Here is a 16,132-nt window from a genome sequence, read left to right as displayed (position 1 = left end):
ACATCGCTGCCCCGGTTCGCTCCGGAAGTGACTTCCCCACGGTAGGGGCCCGCACCGCCCGCTCAGATACCTGCAGGGGGAGCGCCACCCTGTTGCCGGCCGGGCACGGCCGTCCAGGTCGGTCGGTGATGTAGCCGGTGTTGATGCCCTAGTGGTGGATCTGGCGGCGAATCCGCCAGCGGCAGGGTTTCGGCGTTGGCGGACGACGTGCAGGACGTCAACAAGGTGTGGGAGACGGTCAAGGCGACCGTGATCAAGCCCGGTGCCAATGTCGTCCAGTCGGTGGGCGAGCAGGTGGTGTCCGACTATGCGAACAGTCAGGTGCCCGGTCTGGGTGATCTGATGAGCTTGGCGTCGCCGTCGCGCAAGCGGGGTAACGGCACGGGGCGTGACGCGGGCAGCCGTTCGCGGGGCGAGGCGAACGGTAGCTGCGCGGCCTCCTTCGACCGCAACAGCTTCACCGGTGACACCCCCGTCCTGATGGCCGACGGCTCGCGCAAGCCGATCGAGGACGTCCGGGTCGGTGACGAGGTCGTCGCCGCCGGCCCGACGACCGGCCAGTCCGGCATTCGGACCGTCACCGACACCCGCTCCCACCAGGCGGAGCGGGAGCTCTACGAGTTCACCGTCGCCTCGGATGACGGCGTCGGCACGATCGTGGCAACAGACGAACATCCGTTCTGGGTCGAGTCGTTGCAGAAGTGGCTGTACGCCAAGGACCTCACGCCCGGCTACACGTTCGAGACCGTCGACCACCGGCCATGTGCCTGCCGAAAACGTCGTCCGTGCAGGTCAGGCGGCGTGGTGGTACTCGTAGAGGATGCCGCCCAACCGCCGTCGTTGGCGGATGTCGAGGCGGGTGACCGCTGCTTGGTCGGTGATGGGTGGTGGTAGGGCGCGTAGTGGTCGTGCGTTGTGGATGCCTTGGTGGGTCGGTGAGTGTTGTAGAACTTCTCGTACTCGCGTAGTGCGTGGAGTAGGTGCTGTTGGTTCCAGATGAGGGTGCGGTCGAGGAGTTCGTGGCGGCAGCTGCGGATCCAGCGTTCCGTGATCGCATTCATCCGTGGGATGCGGACGCCGCTGAGGACGACCTGGATGCCCGCGTCGGCGAGGACGGCATCGAACAGCGCCGGGAACTTCCCGTCCCGGTCGCGGATCAGGAACCGCACGTGTCGGCCCTCGTCTTCGAGGTCCATGACGAGGTTCCTGGTGGCCTGGGCGACCCAGGATGCGGTCGGGTGCGCGGTGGCAGCGAGGACACGGTTCCTGGGGCTGGCGTGCTCGATCACCGCGAGGACGTCATCAACCGCGGCCGCGTCACCATCCGGATAGACCTCCGTCAGGAGGTTCCGGGCTTGTCGCCACAACAGTTCTGGCTTGTGGGTACGAGGGAACTCGACCACCTCGCCCTTGTAGCGCCGGCATTGAACGATCAAGTTCTTACGGCCATCCCTGCCTCGACGTGGTGGCCCATCCAAGACCAAGGACGCTGCACTCGCGGGTGCATTCGCGGAATCTGAAGAACGCACATCGAGTACGTCCAGTGACCACGATGACGGCGTAGCGCCGGCCGCCTTCCTCGAAGGGGCCACGGTTTTCCCCTGTCGGGTCACACAGCCGACGACAGCCGTGCAAGCCTGCCGATCCCTGCCAGCATCGATCAGTGGTCGACGCGGCGTCGATCCGTGCACTGGAGGAGGAACCTTGACGTTGCAGGAGTCCCACACGAAGACATCGACCGATCTCGGCGCCCGTCAGGTGATGGATCTGTTCGCCGCGGCCGACGGCCCCGTCGGGCACGACGTGTGGGAACACGTGCAGCGCGGTCTGATCTACCCGTCCCCGTACGCGGTGTTCGCGACCTTCTGGCGCGCCGAGGACGACAGTGCTCCGACGCTGTCCCAACTGTCCGGGATCCTCGCGGATCTGCGCAACGAGATCCATGCGGATTTCGGCAGTGCCCACACCACTGTTGTGGCCGGCGTCGGGTTCCGCCTGTGGCACGAGTGGTGCCGCGATGAAGGGATGAAGCCACCCGAGGGGATGCGGATGCGCTACCCCTCCGGGGAGCGGGGAGTGGACGAGGGGTTCGCGCCGTCGAAGGTGTTCGAGCGCTCGAACGGCACGTTCGTGGACTCCGCCGCGGACCTGTGGTTCCACATCAAGTCCGCGAACCAGGACCACTGTCCCGCGGTGTTCGAACGACTCGACGCGATGCTGGCGGCCACCGGCCGCGTCGACACCACCAGGACCGTCCAGCAACAGGCCGCCACCAAGTCGGTGCGCGAGGACCTGCGGGGCGGCAAGGTCGTGGGTTGCCGCTTCTCCGAGAACCTCAACAACCCGACCAGCCCGGTCAGTTTCCAGAAGCACACCCTGGTCGGTCTGGACGACCCCGGATACCTCGGCGCGTCGTTCGTGCTGGCGCAGCGTTTCACCATCAACTGGTCGAACCTGCTGAACATGAACCCCGATCAGATCGAGGACCTGGTCGGTCGCACCGCCGACGACGTCATCATCCCGTCCCGCGACGACCGCAGCCACATCAGCCGCTCCCGAGCGCAGGACGAGACCGGTGACACCACCCCGCTGCTGCGGCTGAGCCTGCCCTACGGCACCTCGCCCGCCCTGGGTGACGACGACCTGCTGGCCAAGGGCGCCAGCCGCCGTGACGAGAAGGGCATCTACTTCGCCGGCTTCGCCAACTCGGTCGCGACGCTGGAGAAGATCATGGACCAGCAGATCGGACGGAACGACGGCTTCATGGCCGACCGGCTGCTGTCCAACGTGCGGTCGGACCTCGGCGGGTTCTACTTCATCCCGAGCCAGCTCAACCTGCGGCTGGACCCCGCACCGGTGCCGGACCTGGCGCAGTCGTGGGACAAGTTCCCCGGCGTGGACTGGGAGAGGCTCGACCGGCACTTCGACCGCCGCTCGGACAACGGCTACATGTACTACAACCACCACGACTACATGCACCGCATGTCCACGATCCCCGCCGACCAGCGGGAGCACTGCCGGCCGCCCTCGGGGCGGGTGCTGCGGCTGTTGGAGAGCACGTTCTCCCGATGGCAGGACGGCTGGTACTTCGACCGCGCGCAGCAGGAGCTGGAGCACCTGTCGGCCTATGTCGAGCGGTACGCCGGGATCGAGCAGGCCCGCAAGGTGATGGCCCTGCCGGTGGTGGAGCGCATGGGCTGGGCAATCAAGATCGGCCTGGGCAAGGTGTTCGCCGGCCACGACTACGGGTTCCGCGGCCGGCGGCACGAGAACGGCAGGACCGTCAACGGCGCCGACACCTACCACGTCGACCCGGCCGAGCTGATCGTCGGCGGGATGCCCAACCTGGGGCTGGGCCAGGGCAAGTACGTCATCGACTACACCCGCGAGGACGAGCAGCTGCAGAACTTCTTCCGCGGCCTGAGCGCGGCCTCCGGCGTCGGCCACGTCGTCCCGGACTACCAGCGCCTGCTGGACAAGGGCCTGGACGGGCTGATCTCGGAGGTGACGGCCAAGCTCGACACCACCGACGACGAGGGCAAGCGCCAGTTCTACCGCGCGGTCGTGCTGGCACTGGAGGGCGTCAGCGATCACTGCCTGGCCTTCGCCGACCTGGCCGCCCAGCTCGCCCACGACACCCAGCCGTCCCAGCGGGCCGAGCTGGAGAACCTGCTGGCCATCCACGGCCGGATGCGCAAGCTGGCCCACCAGCCGCCCGACACGCTCCTGGAAGCCGCACAGCTGATCTTCACCCTGCACTCCTGCCTGCACCTGGTGGGCGAGCCGACCGCCATCGGCCGCCTCGACCAGCTCCTGGAGCCCTTCCGCGAGCGCGACGCCCAGCTCGGCCTGATCACCGACGAGCAGGCGCAGGAGATCATCGACTGCTTCTGGGTCAAGCTCGGCGAGAAGGTCCTGTGGAACCGGACGTTCGTCGAGGACCACCAGCCCTTCGGCAACATGGCCATGGGCGGCTTCAGCGGCAACTACCCCCAGGGCGGCGCCAACAACCAGTGGGTCCAGCAGATCACCGTCGGCGGGACGCTGGCTGACGGCGCGCCCGGCGAGGGCACACCGGCCTACAACGACACGACGATGCTGTGCCTGCTCGCGGCCCGCCGGTTGCCGCTCAACGCGCCCTGCCTGTCGCTGCGAGTGCGACCGGACATGCCCCGCGAGTACGCCGAGGAGGCCGCCCGCGCGCTGCTCAGCGGCGGCGCGCACCCCATCCTGCTCAACGACGCCAAGATCATCCCCGGGTTGGTGCGCAGCGGCGAGGGCATCGGCGACGGCGACGCCCGCACCGAGTTCACCCCCGTGCGGGAGAAGGCCGGTCAGCGCTGGCGCAGCGAGGTGCCCCTCGACGTGGCCCGCGACTACGCCTGCGACGGCTGCTACGAACCCCAGTTCGTCGGCAAGAACTGGTTCACCCTCGGCCAGGTCAACATGCTGCACGCGCTGGAGGCCACCCTCAACCAGGGCAAGTCCTGGCTCACCGCCGGACCGATGTACTTCCGGGGGCAGAAGGTGTCGTTCACCTCGCCCAAGCCCGCCGAGATCACGTCCTTCGAGCAGCTGCTGGAGCTGTACTTCAAGCACGTGCGCTGGATGTACGCCAAGCAGGTCGACGGCCAACTGGGGGCGTTCGGGCAGATGAGCGACGTGTGCCCCTCGCCCCTGATGTCCTGCTTCATCGACGACTGCATCGAGACCGGGCTGGACTACTACGCCGGCGGCGCCCGCTACAACGTCATCGCGCCCGGTCTGATCGCCCTGCCGAACGCCGTCAACTCGCTGCTGGCGATCAAGCACCTGGTGTACGAGCCCACCACCGCCGCCACCTCACTGCCCGAGCTGGTCGAGGCCCTGATGTGCGACTGGGGCGAGTCCATGGCCGAACCGTTCACCAACTCGACGGTGGGCGCCGGCCGCATCGCCGCCCACGCCGAACGCTTCCGCGACCTGCGCAGGGCGGCGCTGGACCTGCCCCGCTACGGCAGGGGCGTCAAGGACGTCGACGACTTCGGCAACAGGTTCCTGCGCCGGGTCTCCGACACCGTCGTCTCCGTCCTCACCCGGCCCGCTCCGCCCACCGCCCGCACCATGGTCGAACTGGCCAAGCGCATCGGCACTCCCGAGCACCCCTTCGGCGTCCAGCTCCAACCCGGCGTCGGCACCTTCGAGAACTACCTGGAGTTCGGCGCGGCCACCGGCGCCTCCCCCGACGGACGACGGCGCGGCGAAACACTGGCCTCCGACCTCAGCCCCGCCCCCAGCCCGGTCGACCTGCCCGTCGACCACCAGGAGAAGGGCATCATCGCCTCGCTACGCGGTTTCACCGGCGACGGCGCGGATGCCCTGTGGGACGCCGCACCCACCGACTTCAACATCCGCGAGGACTTCCCCCACGAAGCCCTCGTGCAGGTCATCGAGGAGTTCGCCCGCGGCGCCGGCTCCAACCTGCTCACCATCACCTGCGCCGACCCCGAGACCATGACCGAGGCACGCCGCGACCCCGAGCAGTACGACCTGCTGCGCGTCCGCATGGGCGGCTGGAGCGAGTACTTCATCAGCATGTTCCCCGACCACCAACACCAGCACCAACGCCGCCCGATCAGCACTGCCGACACCCAGTTCCCGACGGTGTCACACGAACCGTCACCCTCGACCGAGTCACTGCGGGGCACAGCAGACACCTCACCGCTCCCGGCCACATCGGGGTGACGACCGCAGTGACACCGTCCACGTGACGGCTGACGTCGGCACGCTCGCGCCGACGTCGGCCATCGACGGTCGCGATCGGCGTCAAGACGCACGGTGCGGGTGATGCGTCACCGGAACAGGTCATCCGAGTTGCCGGTCACCGGCGCACGGGCTTCACTCCGGTGACCGGCCGACACTAGGGGTCCAGGATGCGTCCACGGCTGCGCGCCGACGTGCGGTATGTGAGAAGCCCGGACGGGGTGTACGTGCACGGCCTCGCCGGTGCCTGCACGCTGACCGGCAGCGCGAGCTACGAGTGGCTGGACCGCCTGGCTCCGTTCCTCACCGGCGAGCACGTGCTGGGCGACCTCGTCGCGCCGTTGGCGCCCGACCAGCGGGCGGTGGTGGAGCAGGTGATCAACGCCCTGTTCGACCAGCGGTTGCTGGTCGACGCGCTCGACGACGAGCCGCACTCGCTCAGCGTGGAGGAGCGGCGGGTCTACGCGCCGGAGATCGCGTTCGTCCGGTATGCGGTCGACTCCGCCGAGCACCGGTTCGGGCGGCTGCGGTCGGCCCGGATCGTCCTGCTCGGCGCCGGACCTGTGTTGGCGGCGCTGGTAGCGGCGGGGTTGCACTCGGGCTGGCGGCTGGTGCGGGTGCACGCGCCGGCGGACGAGGTCGACGAGCTGCGGATCGTGGTCCGCGGGGCGATGCGCGACGACGCGCAGGACGTGCGGGTCGGTGCGGAGCCTCCGGTCGGCGCCGGGGCCGACCTCGTGCTGTGCGTGTCGGACCGGGCCGGCGAACTGGTGGAGACGGCGCGGCAGGGGCCCGCGGTCGGGCAGGTGCTGGTGGGGGGCACCGAGGCATGGGTGACCGCGGTCGGGCCGGCGGACCGGGTCGCGGCGGAGTCGTGCTGGCGGCGTTTGGGCGCGTGGCGGGGCGCGGAGGCCGCAGACGGTCTGCTGACCGGGCCGGTGCCGGACGTGGTCGCGTCACACGTGGCGTTGGCGTGCTTCTCGTACCTGACCGGGATAGCCGACGAGGTCGGGGAACCGCTGTTGACGCGGATCGACCTGCGGGACCTGACGGCCCGCACGCACCGGCCCCGACGGTGGGCGGTGACCGCCCGGCCGGAGGTCCGGATGCAAGACGTGGTGGCGGACGGGCTCCACGAGCGGGTCCGGCCGTTCGTCGACGAGCGGGTCGGCGTGCTGGGGCGGTGGGACGAGGACGACCTGCCGCAGGTACCGCTGGCGGTGTGCCGGGCGACGGTGTCCGACCCCGGGGCGGTGCTCCCCGCCTGGGCGCCGGCGCCCTCGGTGACCGGCTGGGGGACCGACCGGGACGAGGCCAGGGTGCGTGCCGCTCTGGCCGGCCTGGCGACGTACGCGAGCCTGATCGACCCGGGTGGTGAGCGCGTCGACCTGCTCACGGGCAAGGGGTGCGCGGTACCGGGGGTCGACCTCCGTGTTCCGTACCGGGCGCCGGTGGGGGTGGCCGCCGGGCGGTCGTGGGGTGACGCGGTCACAGCGGGGCTGCGGGCGCACTGCGAGGTGCTGCTCGCCGAGCACGGGGACGACGTGCGACGCGCCGACCTGGCGGCCGAGGTGCGGGACGAAAGGGCGGCGGGCCTGCTGCGCCTGCTCCTGGCCGCCGACGTGGACCTGATGTGGGCCGACCTGGGCCGGGTGCTCGGCGTGCCGGCCTTCGCGTTCCGCGCGGGAGGGGTGTCGATCACGACCTGCGCGACCACCGCCGCCGAGGCGCTGCGCGACGGCCTGGAACGCCTGCTGGTGCACTGGCAGTGCGGTGAGCCGGTGGACACCGTGCCGACGCGGTGGCCGGTGGAGATCGCCGCTCCGCGACCGGGCCCGCCCGCCGACGATCCGCGCTGCCAGGCCCTGGCGGCGGCGCTGAGCCGCGCGCGACGCACCCCGGTCGCGATCGCGCTGCAGGCCGACGACGAGGTGCGCGCCCTGGCGCCCTGCCTGGTCCGGGTGGTGGTCGACGATGACTGACCTGCTGGCGAGCGGTCCGGTCGCGGCACCGCGCGGGGACTCCGGACGGGTGCGACTGTTCGGTCCGGACCTGTTGCGCGCGGCCCTGGTCGAGGTGCTGGGCGCCGGTCGCCTCGCCCCGGCTGCCGCGGCGAACGAGCCCTGGCTGCCCGTCCGGGTGGACGGACCACGGGTGCTGATCGGGCCTGCGGTCCTACCGTCGACGCCCGGCTGCCCGACCTGCGCCGAACGGCGGCGGGACGCGAACCGCCCCGACCGGTCGGGCTGGGCCGCGCTGTGCCGTGAGTTCGGCGACGGCCCGGCGGACATTCCCCATCCGCTGATGACCACGGTGGCCGCGAACGTGGTCGCCTCAGTGGTGGCCGACGAGTTCGCACGGCTGACCCGGACCGGCGAGCCGGCCCGCACGCGCGGCGCCGTGCTGGCGTTGTCCCTGACCACCGGATTGGTCACCCGGCACACGCTCATGGCGGACCCGCTGTGCCCCGACTGCGCCGACCTGCCCGAGGACACCCTGTCGGCTGCGGTGATGGTGCGCCGGCCACTGTCCAAACCGGATCCGGCGATCTTGCGGATCGGAACTCTCGACGGCCGGTGGGAGGACCTGATCGAGTCCTATGTGGACCCGGAAGTGGGCGTGATCAACTCGCTTGCGGCCGGTTCGCCGTACGGCATCCCCACGGCGGTCGCCCGGCTCGGCCCACCCCGGCCCGACGATACCGAGCGGCACGGCTACGGCCGCACCGGCGACTTCCGCTCCGCGCGCCTCACCGCGATCACCGAGGCGCTGGAGCGGTACGGCAGCCTGCGGCCACTCGGCCGGCGTACCGCGGCGCCGGCGCCGCACGACGAGGTCGCGGCTCGGGCGGTCGACCCTCGTGACCTGGGCCTGTACCCCGACGACTGGTACGACCAGCCCGGTTTCCCGTTCGCCCGCTTCGACCCCCGCCGCCCGCTGGCCTGGGTCTGGGGCTATTCATTCCGGCGAGCCGAACCTGTGCTGGTGCCGGAGAGCTACGCCTACTACGGCGCTCGCAGTCGTGCACAGGAACCCGCCCTGGCCTACGAGTGCTCCAACGGGTGTGCCCTCGGCGGGTGCCTGGAGGAGGCGATCCTCCACGGCCTGCTGGAGATCGCCGAACGGGACGCGTTCCTGATGACCTGGTACGCACGCCTTCCGGCGCCCCGGCTGGACCTGGCTTCGGCGCGGGATCGGCACATCCCCGTGCTCGCGGAGATGGTGCGCCTGCGCTGGGGCTACGAGGTGTCCGCCTACTCCACGACGCTGGAACAGCGCGTCCCGGCGGTGCTGGTGCTGGCCGTCGACGCGCACCACCGGCCCGGGGTGCCGCTGCACGCGTGCAGCGCCGCCGCGCACCCGGAACCGGAACGCGCCCTGCTTGCCGCCCTGACCGATGCCGCCTCGGGGATCGGCGGCCGAATGGAACGGTTCGACGCCGACCGGGCCGCCCGGATGGTCGCCGACCCCGACGAGGTCCGGGAAATGCCAGACCACGCCCTGCTGGGCGGACACCCAGACACGGCCGGGCGGTTCTCCTTCCTGGACACCGATGGGCCTCCGGCCCTGACGCTGTCCGACCTCGCCGCGCAAGCCGACTGGCCGCGGCACCACGACCTCGGGGACGACCTGGCCGAGTTGGTCGGGCGCTACCTGGACACCGGGCTGGACGTCATCGCGGTCGACACCACGACACCCGAGCAGCGAGCGGGCGGCTTCGCCGGTGCGAAGGTCATCGTGCCGGGAACGTTGCCGATGACCTTCGGTCACCGCTTCCGCCGCACACACGGCATCCCGCGCTTGGCCACCGTGCCCCGCCTGCTCGGCCACCGGTCGACCGACCTGCCGTCCGAGAACGTCAACCCGCACCCCCATCCGTTCCCATGACCCGCCAGGAGGCTCCCGATACGGTCGCACCCGAGGCCGGTCCCGTGCCGGGAGAGGCGACCCGCCGCTACCTGCGGGCGCTCGCCGAACGCGGTCCCGTGTCCGTCGACTGGAGCGCCGCGCCGCCGACGCACAAGCGCTACCCGACCGCCGGGCGTGTCGTGCTGCCCTGGCGGGCGCCGTCGCCAATCGGCGACCTGCTGCGCGGCCTGCTCGGCGTCACCCGGGCGGAGTGGACCCACCGCACGGGGGTGCGGCTCAAGCGGCCCGCGCCCTCCGGTGGCGCGCTCTACCCGATCGAGGCCTACGTCGCGCTCGGCGACCCCGCGGGGCTCTACCACTACGACCCCGCCCACCACGCGCTGGACCTGGTCCGCGTCGGGGACCACCGGACCTTGCTCCACGCGTCGCTGACCTGCCCGCCGGCCGAGGTGCCCGACATGGTGGTCGTGCTGACCGCGGTCTTCTGGCGCAACGGCTTCAAGTACCGGGACTTCGCCTACCGCCTGCACTGCCAAGAGGTCGGCGTGCTCGGCGCCCAGGTCCTGGTGGTGGGTGAGTCGTCGGGCTTGGACACCGCGGTGCACCTGCGGTTCGACGACGCCGTCTGCCAGTCGTTGCTGGGCCTCGATCCGACCCGGGAAGGTGTGCTCGCCGCGTTCACGTGCACCTCCGGCGCCGGAGCCGCCGCGGGCCCGCTACCCCGATCCTCCGCGACCGGCGAGGAACATCCGCCGCCGAGCGTGGTCGGCCGGCTGCCGCACCTGTCCGCGCTGCACGCGGCTGCCGCCGCCGCGACGGGCTCAGGTGCGCTGCCCGCTCTACCACCGGTACCGGCCGGTCCGCTCGTCGCGCTGCCCGCGCCGCGTGCGCTGCGCCTGGCTGATGGGCTGCCGCTGCGGGGATCGCCGGAGATCGGGTTCCTTCCCCGGGAGATCGACGCGCGTGACCTGGCCACGATCCTGGCGCACGCGTCGGCGGGCTACCCGGGCGACGTGCCCGGCTGCCACCGGGCGCCCGTCACGTTGACACCGCACATCCTCGTGCAGCGGGTCCGCGGTGTCCCGGCCGGTGCCTACCGGTACGACCCCGACACCGGCAGGCTGGTCGCCACCGCCGGGACCGGCCGGGTCGAGGCCGGCCCTCTCCAACCCAACACCAGGGAGGCGCTGCCGGAGGCATCGGCCATCCTGGTGCCGGCCGGTGACCAGACGGCGGGGATCGCCGGCTTCGGCGACCGCTGGTACCGGCTACAGCAGGCCGAGGCAGGTCTGGTCGTGCACCGCGGTGCGCTCGCGGCCGCGGCGGCCGGCCTCGCGGCACGCATCCACTCCGACGGCACCAACCCGATCACCGACGCCGCGCTGGGCCTCTCCGACCCCGTGCATGGCCTGTCTTTTCTGCTTCTGGGGGTACCCCGCCCTGGAATGACGGTGACGGCCCCGCTCAGGTGACAGATCGTGGACCGAATGTGCGGAGGGGAATTCGGCGAGGATCACTCGCAGGTGTGGTTTCCGTTCGGGGTTGTTTCTCGACAGTCGCGCTGAACCCTTAAGGCGCACAACCGATTCGTCGCGGGTGAGTGTCACACGCACGTGTGGTTCCACAGTGGACGTCGGGGAAGTCGTGGTGCACTGGCAGAGCGCGCATTTGATCCGGCGCGCCGACATCCCGATCAAGGAGGCGATCAACCGTGCATTCTGTCGAGCCTGTGTTGAACATTGACGACCTTCACGTGGAGACCATCGGTGTCATCCCTGCCGTGAACCCGGAGGACCTGACCCAGGGGTATGGACTTACCGAGTTGGAGGCGTCGTGCAATACCTGCCAGTGCTGGGCCAGCTGCGTCGCGATGGACTGATCCGACAGAGGTGAACAAGAGTCGATCCCGCGTGGAGGGGCCACCACCGGCGGTGGTGGCCCCTCCACCAGCGCACCCCGGTCCGTCGACAGCCGACTTCGTCATCGGCGGCGTGTTCGGCGTGCGGGTCGGCGGCGTGCCAGTGGCCGATCTCGACGCGCTGCGGTGCGAACGCGCATGGGCCGCGGCGGAGCAGGTCGTAGGGCTCACCCGGTGGCTGCGTGCCGAGGGAACGGCACTGTCCGACCTGCTGCGGCCGGAGATCGGTCGCTGCGCGGATGAGGGCAGACCGCTGCTGGTCGCGTTGCGGCGCGCGGTGTTCCAGGGCAAGCGGCCCAACGGTCGCGTGTGGACAGTGCGTCACGTGTTGTCCCACGACACCCGTGCCCGGGTCGAGTACTGGGCGCGCGAACTGGCGCGAGCCGGTGAGCTGACCGGGCGGGTGCCGGCTCTGCTGGCCGAGGAGCACGCCGCCGTCCGCGAGGCGCTGCGGGTGGCGGCCGGGCGGGACGCGTTCAGGCTCGGTCTGGTGCTGGGCAGTCCCGACCTGACCCGGTCCGTCGCCCGGTGGCTCGACGACCCGCGCGCCCCGGCGCCGCGCGCCGGCGCTCTGGCGAGCCTGGCGAGGTACCTCGCCCGCGCGGCGGTCAAGCCGAGTCCGTACGCGTCGTTCACCCTGAGCGGTCTGGGTGGGTGGACGGACGGCGGCCCGGCCGTGGCCACCTCGGGCGACCTGCACTGGCGCGGTGTCCCGGAGCTGGACCGGATGGTGGTGCTGGCGCTGTGGTCCGCCCTGGCCGAACACCCGGACACGCGTGACCACGTGCGACTGCGGACCAACCCCGCGGTCGAGGACGTGGGAGAGCGGCTGTGGTTCCCCGCCGCGACGCCCGGCGAGCCGATCGTCTGCGTCGCCGCAACGGACGCGGTTCGTGCGGTGCTGGAACTCGTCCGCACGGAGCCGGAATCGACACTGGGGTCGCTGGCCGGCACGCCGCCCGCCGAGCCCGTGCGTGCCTTCGTGGCCGAGCTGGTGGCGGTGGGCCTGCTGGAGCGGTGCCGACCGTTCTCCGACCAGTCGGCCACTCCGCTGGACCAGCTGGCGCGGTGGGTCGACGAACACGTCACCGGCTCGCCGTGGCCGCCCCGGCTGCGTGAGCTGTGGGCGGCGGTGGACGGCTACCGCGCGCTGGTCACGGCCGCCGAACGCCGCGAACGGCTCCACCTCGTCCGCGACCTGCTCGACGGTCTGCTCACCGACCTCGGGCGGACACCGTGGCCGCCGAACCGGCCGGTGCTGCTGGAGAACGCGGTCCTACCCCGACCGGCGGTCGTCTGCTCGCGTGAGCGGTGGCGCCCCGTCCTCGAGGACCTGGCGGCTGTGCGCGGGTTTCTCGGCATCCTGGACCGCTCGCTGCCGCTCAAGCTGCGGCTCGCCGAGTTCTTCCGATCCCGGTTCGGTTCTCGGGAGCTGGTGCCGTTCCCGAGGCTGTACCGCGAGTACCGCGCCGACGGCGGCGACGGATCCCAGGCGCTCGCGGACCTGTGGCGAGCCGTCGCGTCCGAGCTGTACGACGGCGACGCCGGGGTCGGGGACACGGTGTCGGTGGACCCGCGGGTGCTCGCGAAGTTGGCGGCGTCCTGGCCCGCCCACGTCCGTGCGCCGCAGTCGGTGTGCTGCTACGGGCAGGAGCTGCCCGGCGAGGACGGTCCGCGGCTGGTGCTCAACACCGTGCGCACCGGTTACGGCTGGGGAATCACCCGGATCGAGCACCTGCTCACCGCCGCGGGCGGCACCGTGCCGGCCCGCACACCGGTTCCCGCCGGTCCGGACATGATCTTCGCCGAGTGCCGTGCCGCGTTCGGCTCGCAGCTCAACCAGCGCGCGCCGGCGGTGTCCCATGCCATCGACTACCCGGGCGGGCAACCACCCGACGGTCGCGCGGAACGGCTGTCGCTCAACGACCTGTGGGTACGGCAGGACCCGGTGCGCGGCCGGCTGCTGCTGTGCGACCGCCGCGGCCGGCAGGTGCGACCGCTCGCGCTGGGGATGCTCGTGGAGCACGCGCTGCCGCCCGCGCTGAGGTTCCTGGTGGCGGTGTTCGGTGAGCCGCAGACCGCGTTCGCGCCGTACCCGCAGCTGGACGGTGTCGGATGGCGGCCCGCGGTCGACGGCGTCCAGCACCGACCGCGCCTGGAGGTCGGTCGCGTCGTGCTCGCCCGAGCCGGTTGGCGGGTTCCGGCCGCGGCCATGCCCACGCGGGCCAAGGGGCAGTCGGACGCGGACTTCCTGCTGGAGCTCGCGCGCTGGCGGGACCGGCACACCATTCCCCGGCGGTGTTTCGTCCGCGTCCCCGGCCGCCGCTCCGACCCCACGCGTAAACCGATCTACCTCGACTTCTCCAACTGGTTCCTGCTGTCCGCTCTGCCGCGGCCCGATACGGCGGCGGTGCTCGAGGAGGCGCTGCCCGCGCCGGCGGACGCCCCGCACCACGGCGTCCACGGGCAGCGGGTCACCGAGTACGTCTTCGAGCTGTCCGCGACGGATCCGCATGGCTGAACCGGCCGGCTGGGTCAGCGCGCACGTCTTCCACCGCGGCGACCAGGACCTGCTCATCACTCGGGCACTGGCCCCCGTGTGCGAGGAACTGACCCGCGCCGGACGCGTCGACAGCTGGTTCTTCCTGCGCTACTGGGAGGGCGGGCCGCACGTTCGGCTGCGCCTGCACGCCACGGCGCACGCGGACGAGGTCCGGGCGAGCGTGGCGCGGACGTGCCGCCGTCACCTGGCCGCCCACCCGTCGCCGCCCGACGAGTGGTCCCAGCGCAGGTACGAGCCACTTGCCCGCCGGCTCGCAAACGGCGAGCGCATGTCGCGGTGGGACCGTCGGTTGCGACCGGTCGACACCGTGGAGTTCGGCACCTACCGGCCCGAGCACCACGCCTACGGCGACGGTGCGGCGTTGGCCGCAGTCGAGCGACACTTCACCGAGTCCAGCCTCGTCGCCATGCCGCTCCTGACCGGCGGCCCGCAACGACGGGCGGCGGTGGCGCTGGCCATGCTGACGCTGGCCGTCGCGGTGTGCGAACCCGACCCGGTCCGGGCGGGCGCCAGGCTCGCCGCGCTGCGAGCACCGCAACCGCCGGCGTTCTACCGGGCCCACCGGGACGATTTGCGCGCCCAAGCCCGGCAGCTGTGGCTGCTCGCGTCGTCCGCCCCTGCGTCGGCCGACCCGCTCGCGGTCTGGGCGCGTTCCGTCAACACCCTGCACGCGGCACTGACCCAGGCTCGGGCGGAGGGCGGATTCGCGCCCGCGGACGCGCTGTCGCCGTTCGCGGGCCTGGCCCACGCGCTGTGTCCCGAGGACCCGGCCGTGCCCTACGTCGTCCTGCGCTGCGCGCACCTGCTGTGCAACCGACTCGGCGTGCCCGCGGCCACCGAGTCACAGCTCGCCTGCCTCACCGCGCGAACGCTGTCCGAACTCGACTGATCCGACAACGAGGTGACCACCCTTGACCGCCTGGCACTGTGTGCACGTCTACTACTACAACCCGGACAAGGACGGGCTGATCCTCGACGCCATCCGACCCCTCTTCGCGCAACTGCGCTCCCGAGTGGACGCTCTCTACCTGACACCGCACTGGCGACAGGGACCGCATCTACGACTGTTCGCCAAGACCGACCCGGACACGTGGGCACAGGTGGTCCGCCCGCAGATCGACTCCCTTGTCGGTGACTACCTCGCGGCCCACCCCTCCACGACCCAACCCGACGTGGACCGTGAACTGGCTCAACACCGCCTTCTCGCCCGGCGCGAGCGCGAGCTCGGTCCGCTGACCCCGTGGTTCCCGGACAACTCGATCCACGAGGAGCCGCCCGCTTCCCGGTCGCACGTGCTCCCCAACGCCGAGACCCGAGAACTGGTGAACGCGTTCGCCGCCGACGGCGCACCCGTCTTGTTCCAGATGCTCGAACGGGTCCGCGCCGCGCAGGACGTCAAAGAACTGCTCGCGCTGGAGCTGATGCTGGCCACCTCGGTGACCGCGATGCCCCCGATCACCGCCAGCTTCGCGTCCTACCGCTCGCACGCCGAGGGGTTCCTGCACTCATGCGGTGATCCCGCCGCGGTCCGCGTCGCGTTCGACGCCCACTACGACACCCGGCGGGAGGCCCTGGTCGACCGGACGCGTGCGGTGCTCGCCACGCTGGACGGCACCGCGGACACCGCGCCGCTCGCCCGCCAGTGGGCCGACCTGTGCCGGGAGTACGGCCACCGGGTCGCGCCGCTCATCCAACGCGGCCTGGTCTTCCCTCCGCCGACCAACGAAGGCCCGGCCCCGACCCGTGCCCCGATGCACGAGCTGATGTTCGGCAACCGTGCCTACCGGGAGGCCGTCTTCGAGAACAAGGACTTCCTGCGCTACCGGTTCCTCCTCAACTGCACGTATCAGCAGGTGAACCGACTCGGTCTGACCCCGTACGAGCGGTTGCGCACCTGCCACGCGGGCGCGAACGCGGTGGAGGAGATCCATGACATCTCCGCGATCGACCTCATCCGCGCCTTCGTCGAACGCAACCCCGACCGGTGACCGGGAACGCCGTCCGTCAGCGGACGTAGTAGTCCATGACGCCGTTCCAAA

10 protein-coding genes are annotated in these 16,132 nt (G+C 71.4%); all 10 read left to right on the top strand.

From position 1 onward, the window contains the following. Positions 1-195: 195 nt before the first annotated feature. The 10 genes from F4560_RS46570 to F4560_RS14995 all read left to right on the top strand — a co-directional run bounded on the left by F4560_RS46570 (position 196) and on the right by F4560_RS14995 (position 16,081). A complete protein-coding gene (locus F4560_RS46570) occupies positions 196-894 on the top strand; it encodes a Hint domain-containing protein (protein ID WP_184920572.1) in 699 nt (232 codons plus the stop codon). Positions 895-980: 86 nt separating this feature from the next. Continuing rightward, positions 981-1,520, top strand: a complete 540-nt coding sequence (locus F4560_RS44525; RefSeq protein WP_246479273.1) for a hypothetical protein — start codon at positions 981-983, stop codon at positions 1,518-1,520. Between the two features lie 184 nt (positions 1,521-1,704). Continuing rightward, positions 1,705-5,724, top strand: coding sequence for a Dyp-type peroxidase (locus tag F4560_RS45580; RefSeq protein WP_281391913.1), 4,020 nt, complete (start codon positions 1,705-1,707; stop codon positions 5,722-5,724). A gap of 188 nt (positions 5,725-5,912) precedes the next feature. After that, positions 5,913-7,724 (top strand): hypothetical protein, encoded by a 1,812-nt coding sequence (locus F4560_RS15020; protein WP_184920571.1) that lies wholly within the window; start codon positions 5,913-5,915, stop codon positions 7,722-7,724. Then, positions 7,717-9,630, top strand: coding sequence for a TOMM precursor leader peptide-binding protein (locus F4560_RS15015; RefSeq protein WP_184920568.1), 1,914 nt, complete (start codon positions 7,717-7,719; stop codon positions 9,628-9,630). Before F4560_RS15020 ends, F4560_RS15015 begins: the two co-directional genes overlap by 8 nt. Then, positions 9,627-11,084 (top strand): SagB family peptide dehydrogenase, encoded by a 1,458-nt coding sequence (locus F4560_RS15010; RefSeq protein ID WP_184920566.1) that lies wholly within the window; start codon positions 9,627-9,629, stop codon positions 11,082-11,084. Before F4560_RS15015 ends, F4560_RS15010 begins: the two co-directional genes overlap by 4 nt. A 239-nt stretch (positions 11,085-11,323) precedes the next feature. Next, positions 11,324-11,491 (top strand): thiomuracin/GE37468 family thiazolyl RiPP peptide, encoded by a 168-nt coding sequence (locus F4560_RS46565; protein WP_376775293.1) that lies wholly within the window; start codon positions 11,324-11,326, stop codon positions 11,489-11,491. Between the two features lie 55 nt (positions 11,492-11,546). Beyond that, positions 11,547-14,051: a lantibiotic dehydratase gene (locus F4560_RS15005; RefSeq protein ID WP_184920564.1), complete on the top strand. Its 2,505-nt coding sequence runs from the start codon at positions 11,547-11,549 to the stop codon at positions 14,049-14,051. After that, positions 14,044-14,982: a thiopeptide-type bacteriocin biosynthesis protein gene (locus tag F4560_RS15000; protein WP_184920562.1), complete on the top strand. Its 939-nt coding sequence runs from the start codon at positions 14,044-14,046 to the stop codon at positions 14,980-14,982. The genes F4560_RS15005 and F4560_RS15000 overlap by 8 nt, the downstream gene beginning before the upstream one ends. Positions 14,983-15,004: 22 nt before the next feature. Beyond that, complete coding sequence (locus F4560_RS14995; protein WP_184920560.1) at positions 15,005-16,081, top strand: thiopeptide maturation pyridine synthase; 1,077 nt, start codon at positions 15,005-15,007, stop codon at positions 16,079-16,081. Positions 16,082-16,132: the final 51 nt, after the last annotated feature.

The sequence above is a fragment of the Saccharothrix ecbatanensis genome, assembly GCF_014205015.1.
In the GTDB taxonomy this organism is placed as follows: domain Bacteria; phylum Actinomycetota; class Actinomycetes; order Mycobacteriales; family Pseudonocardiaceae; genus Actinosynnema; species Actinosynnema ecbatanense.
The sequence above is the reverse complement of the archived record's forward strand: the minus strand, read 5'-3'. Positions and strand labels throughout refer to the sequence as shown.

What these genes read in the sequence shown, in the direction of transcription:
- F4560_RS15020 (WP_184920571.1), top strand. Translation starts at nt 5,913, where the DNA reads ATGCGTCCACGGCTGCGCGCCGACGTGCGGTATGTGAGAAGCCCGGAC.
- F4560_RS15010 (WP_184920566.1), top strand. Translation starts at nt 9,627, where the DNA reads ATGACCCGCCAGGAGGCTCCCGATACGGTCGCACCCGAGGCCGGTCCC.
- F4560_RS15000 (WP_184920562.1), top strand. Translation starts at nt 14,044, where the DNA reads ATGGCTGAACCGGCCGGCTGGGTCAGCGCGCACGTCTTCCACCGCGGC.
- F4560_RS15015 (WP_184920568.1), top strand. Translation starts at nt 7,717, where the DNA reads ATGACTGACCTGCTGGCGAGCGGTCCGGTCGCGGCACCGCGCGGGGAC.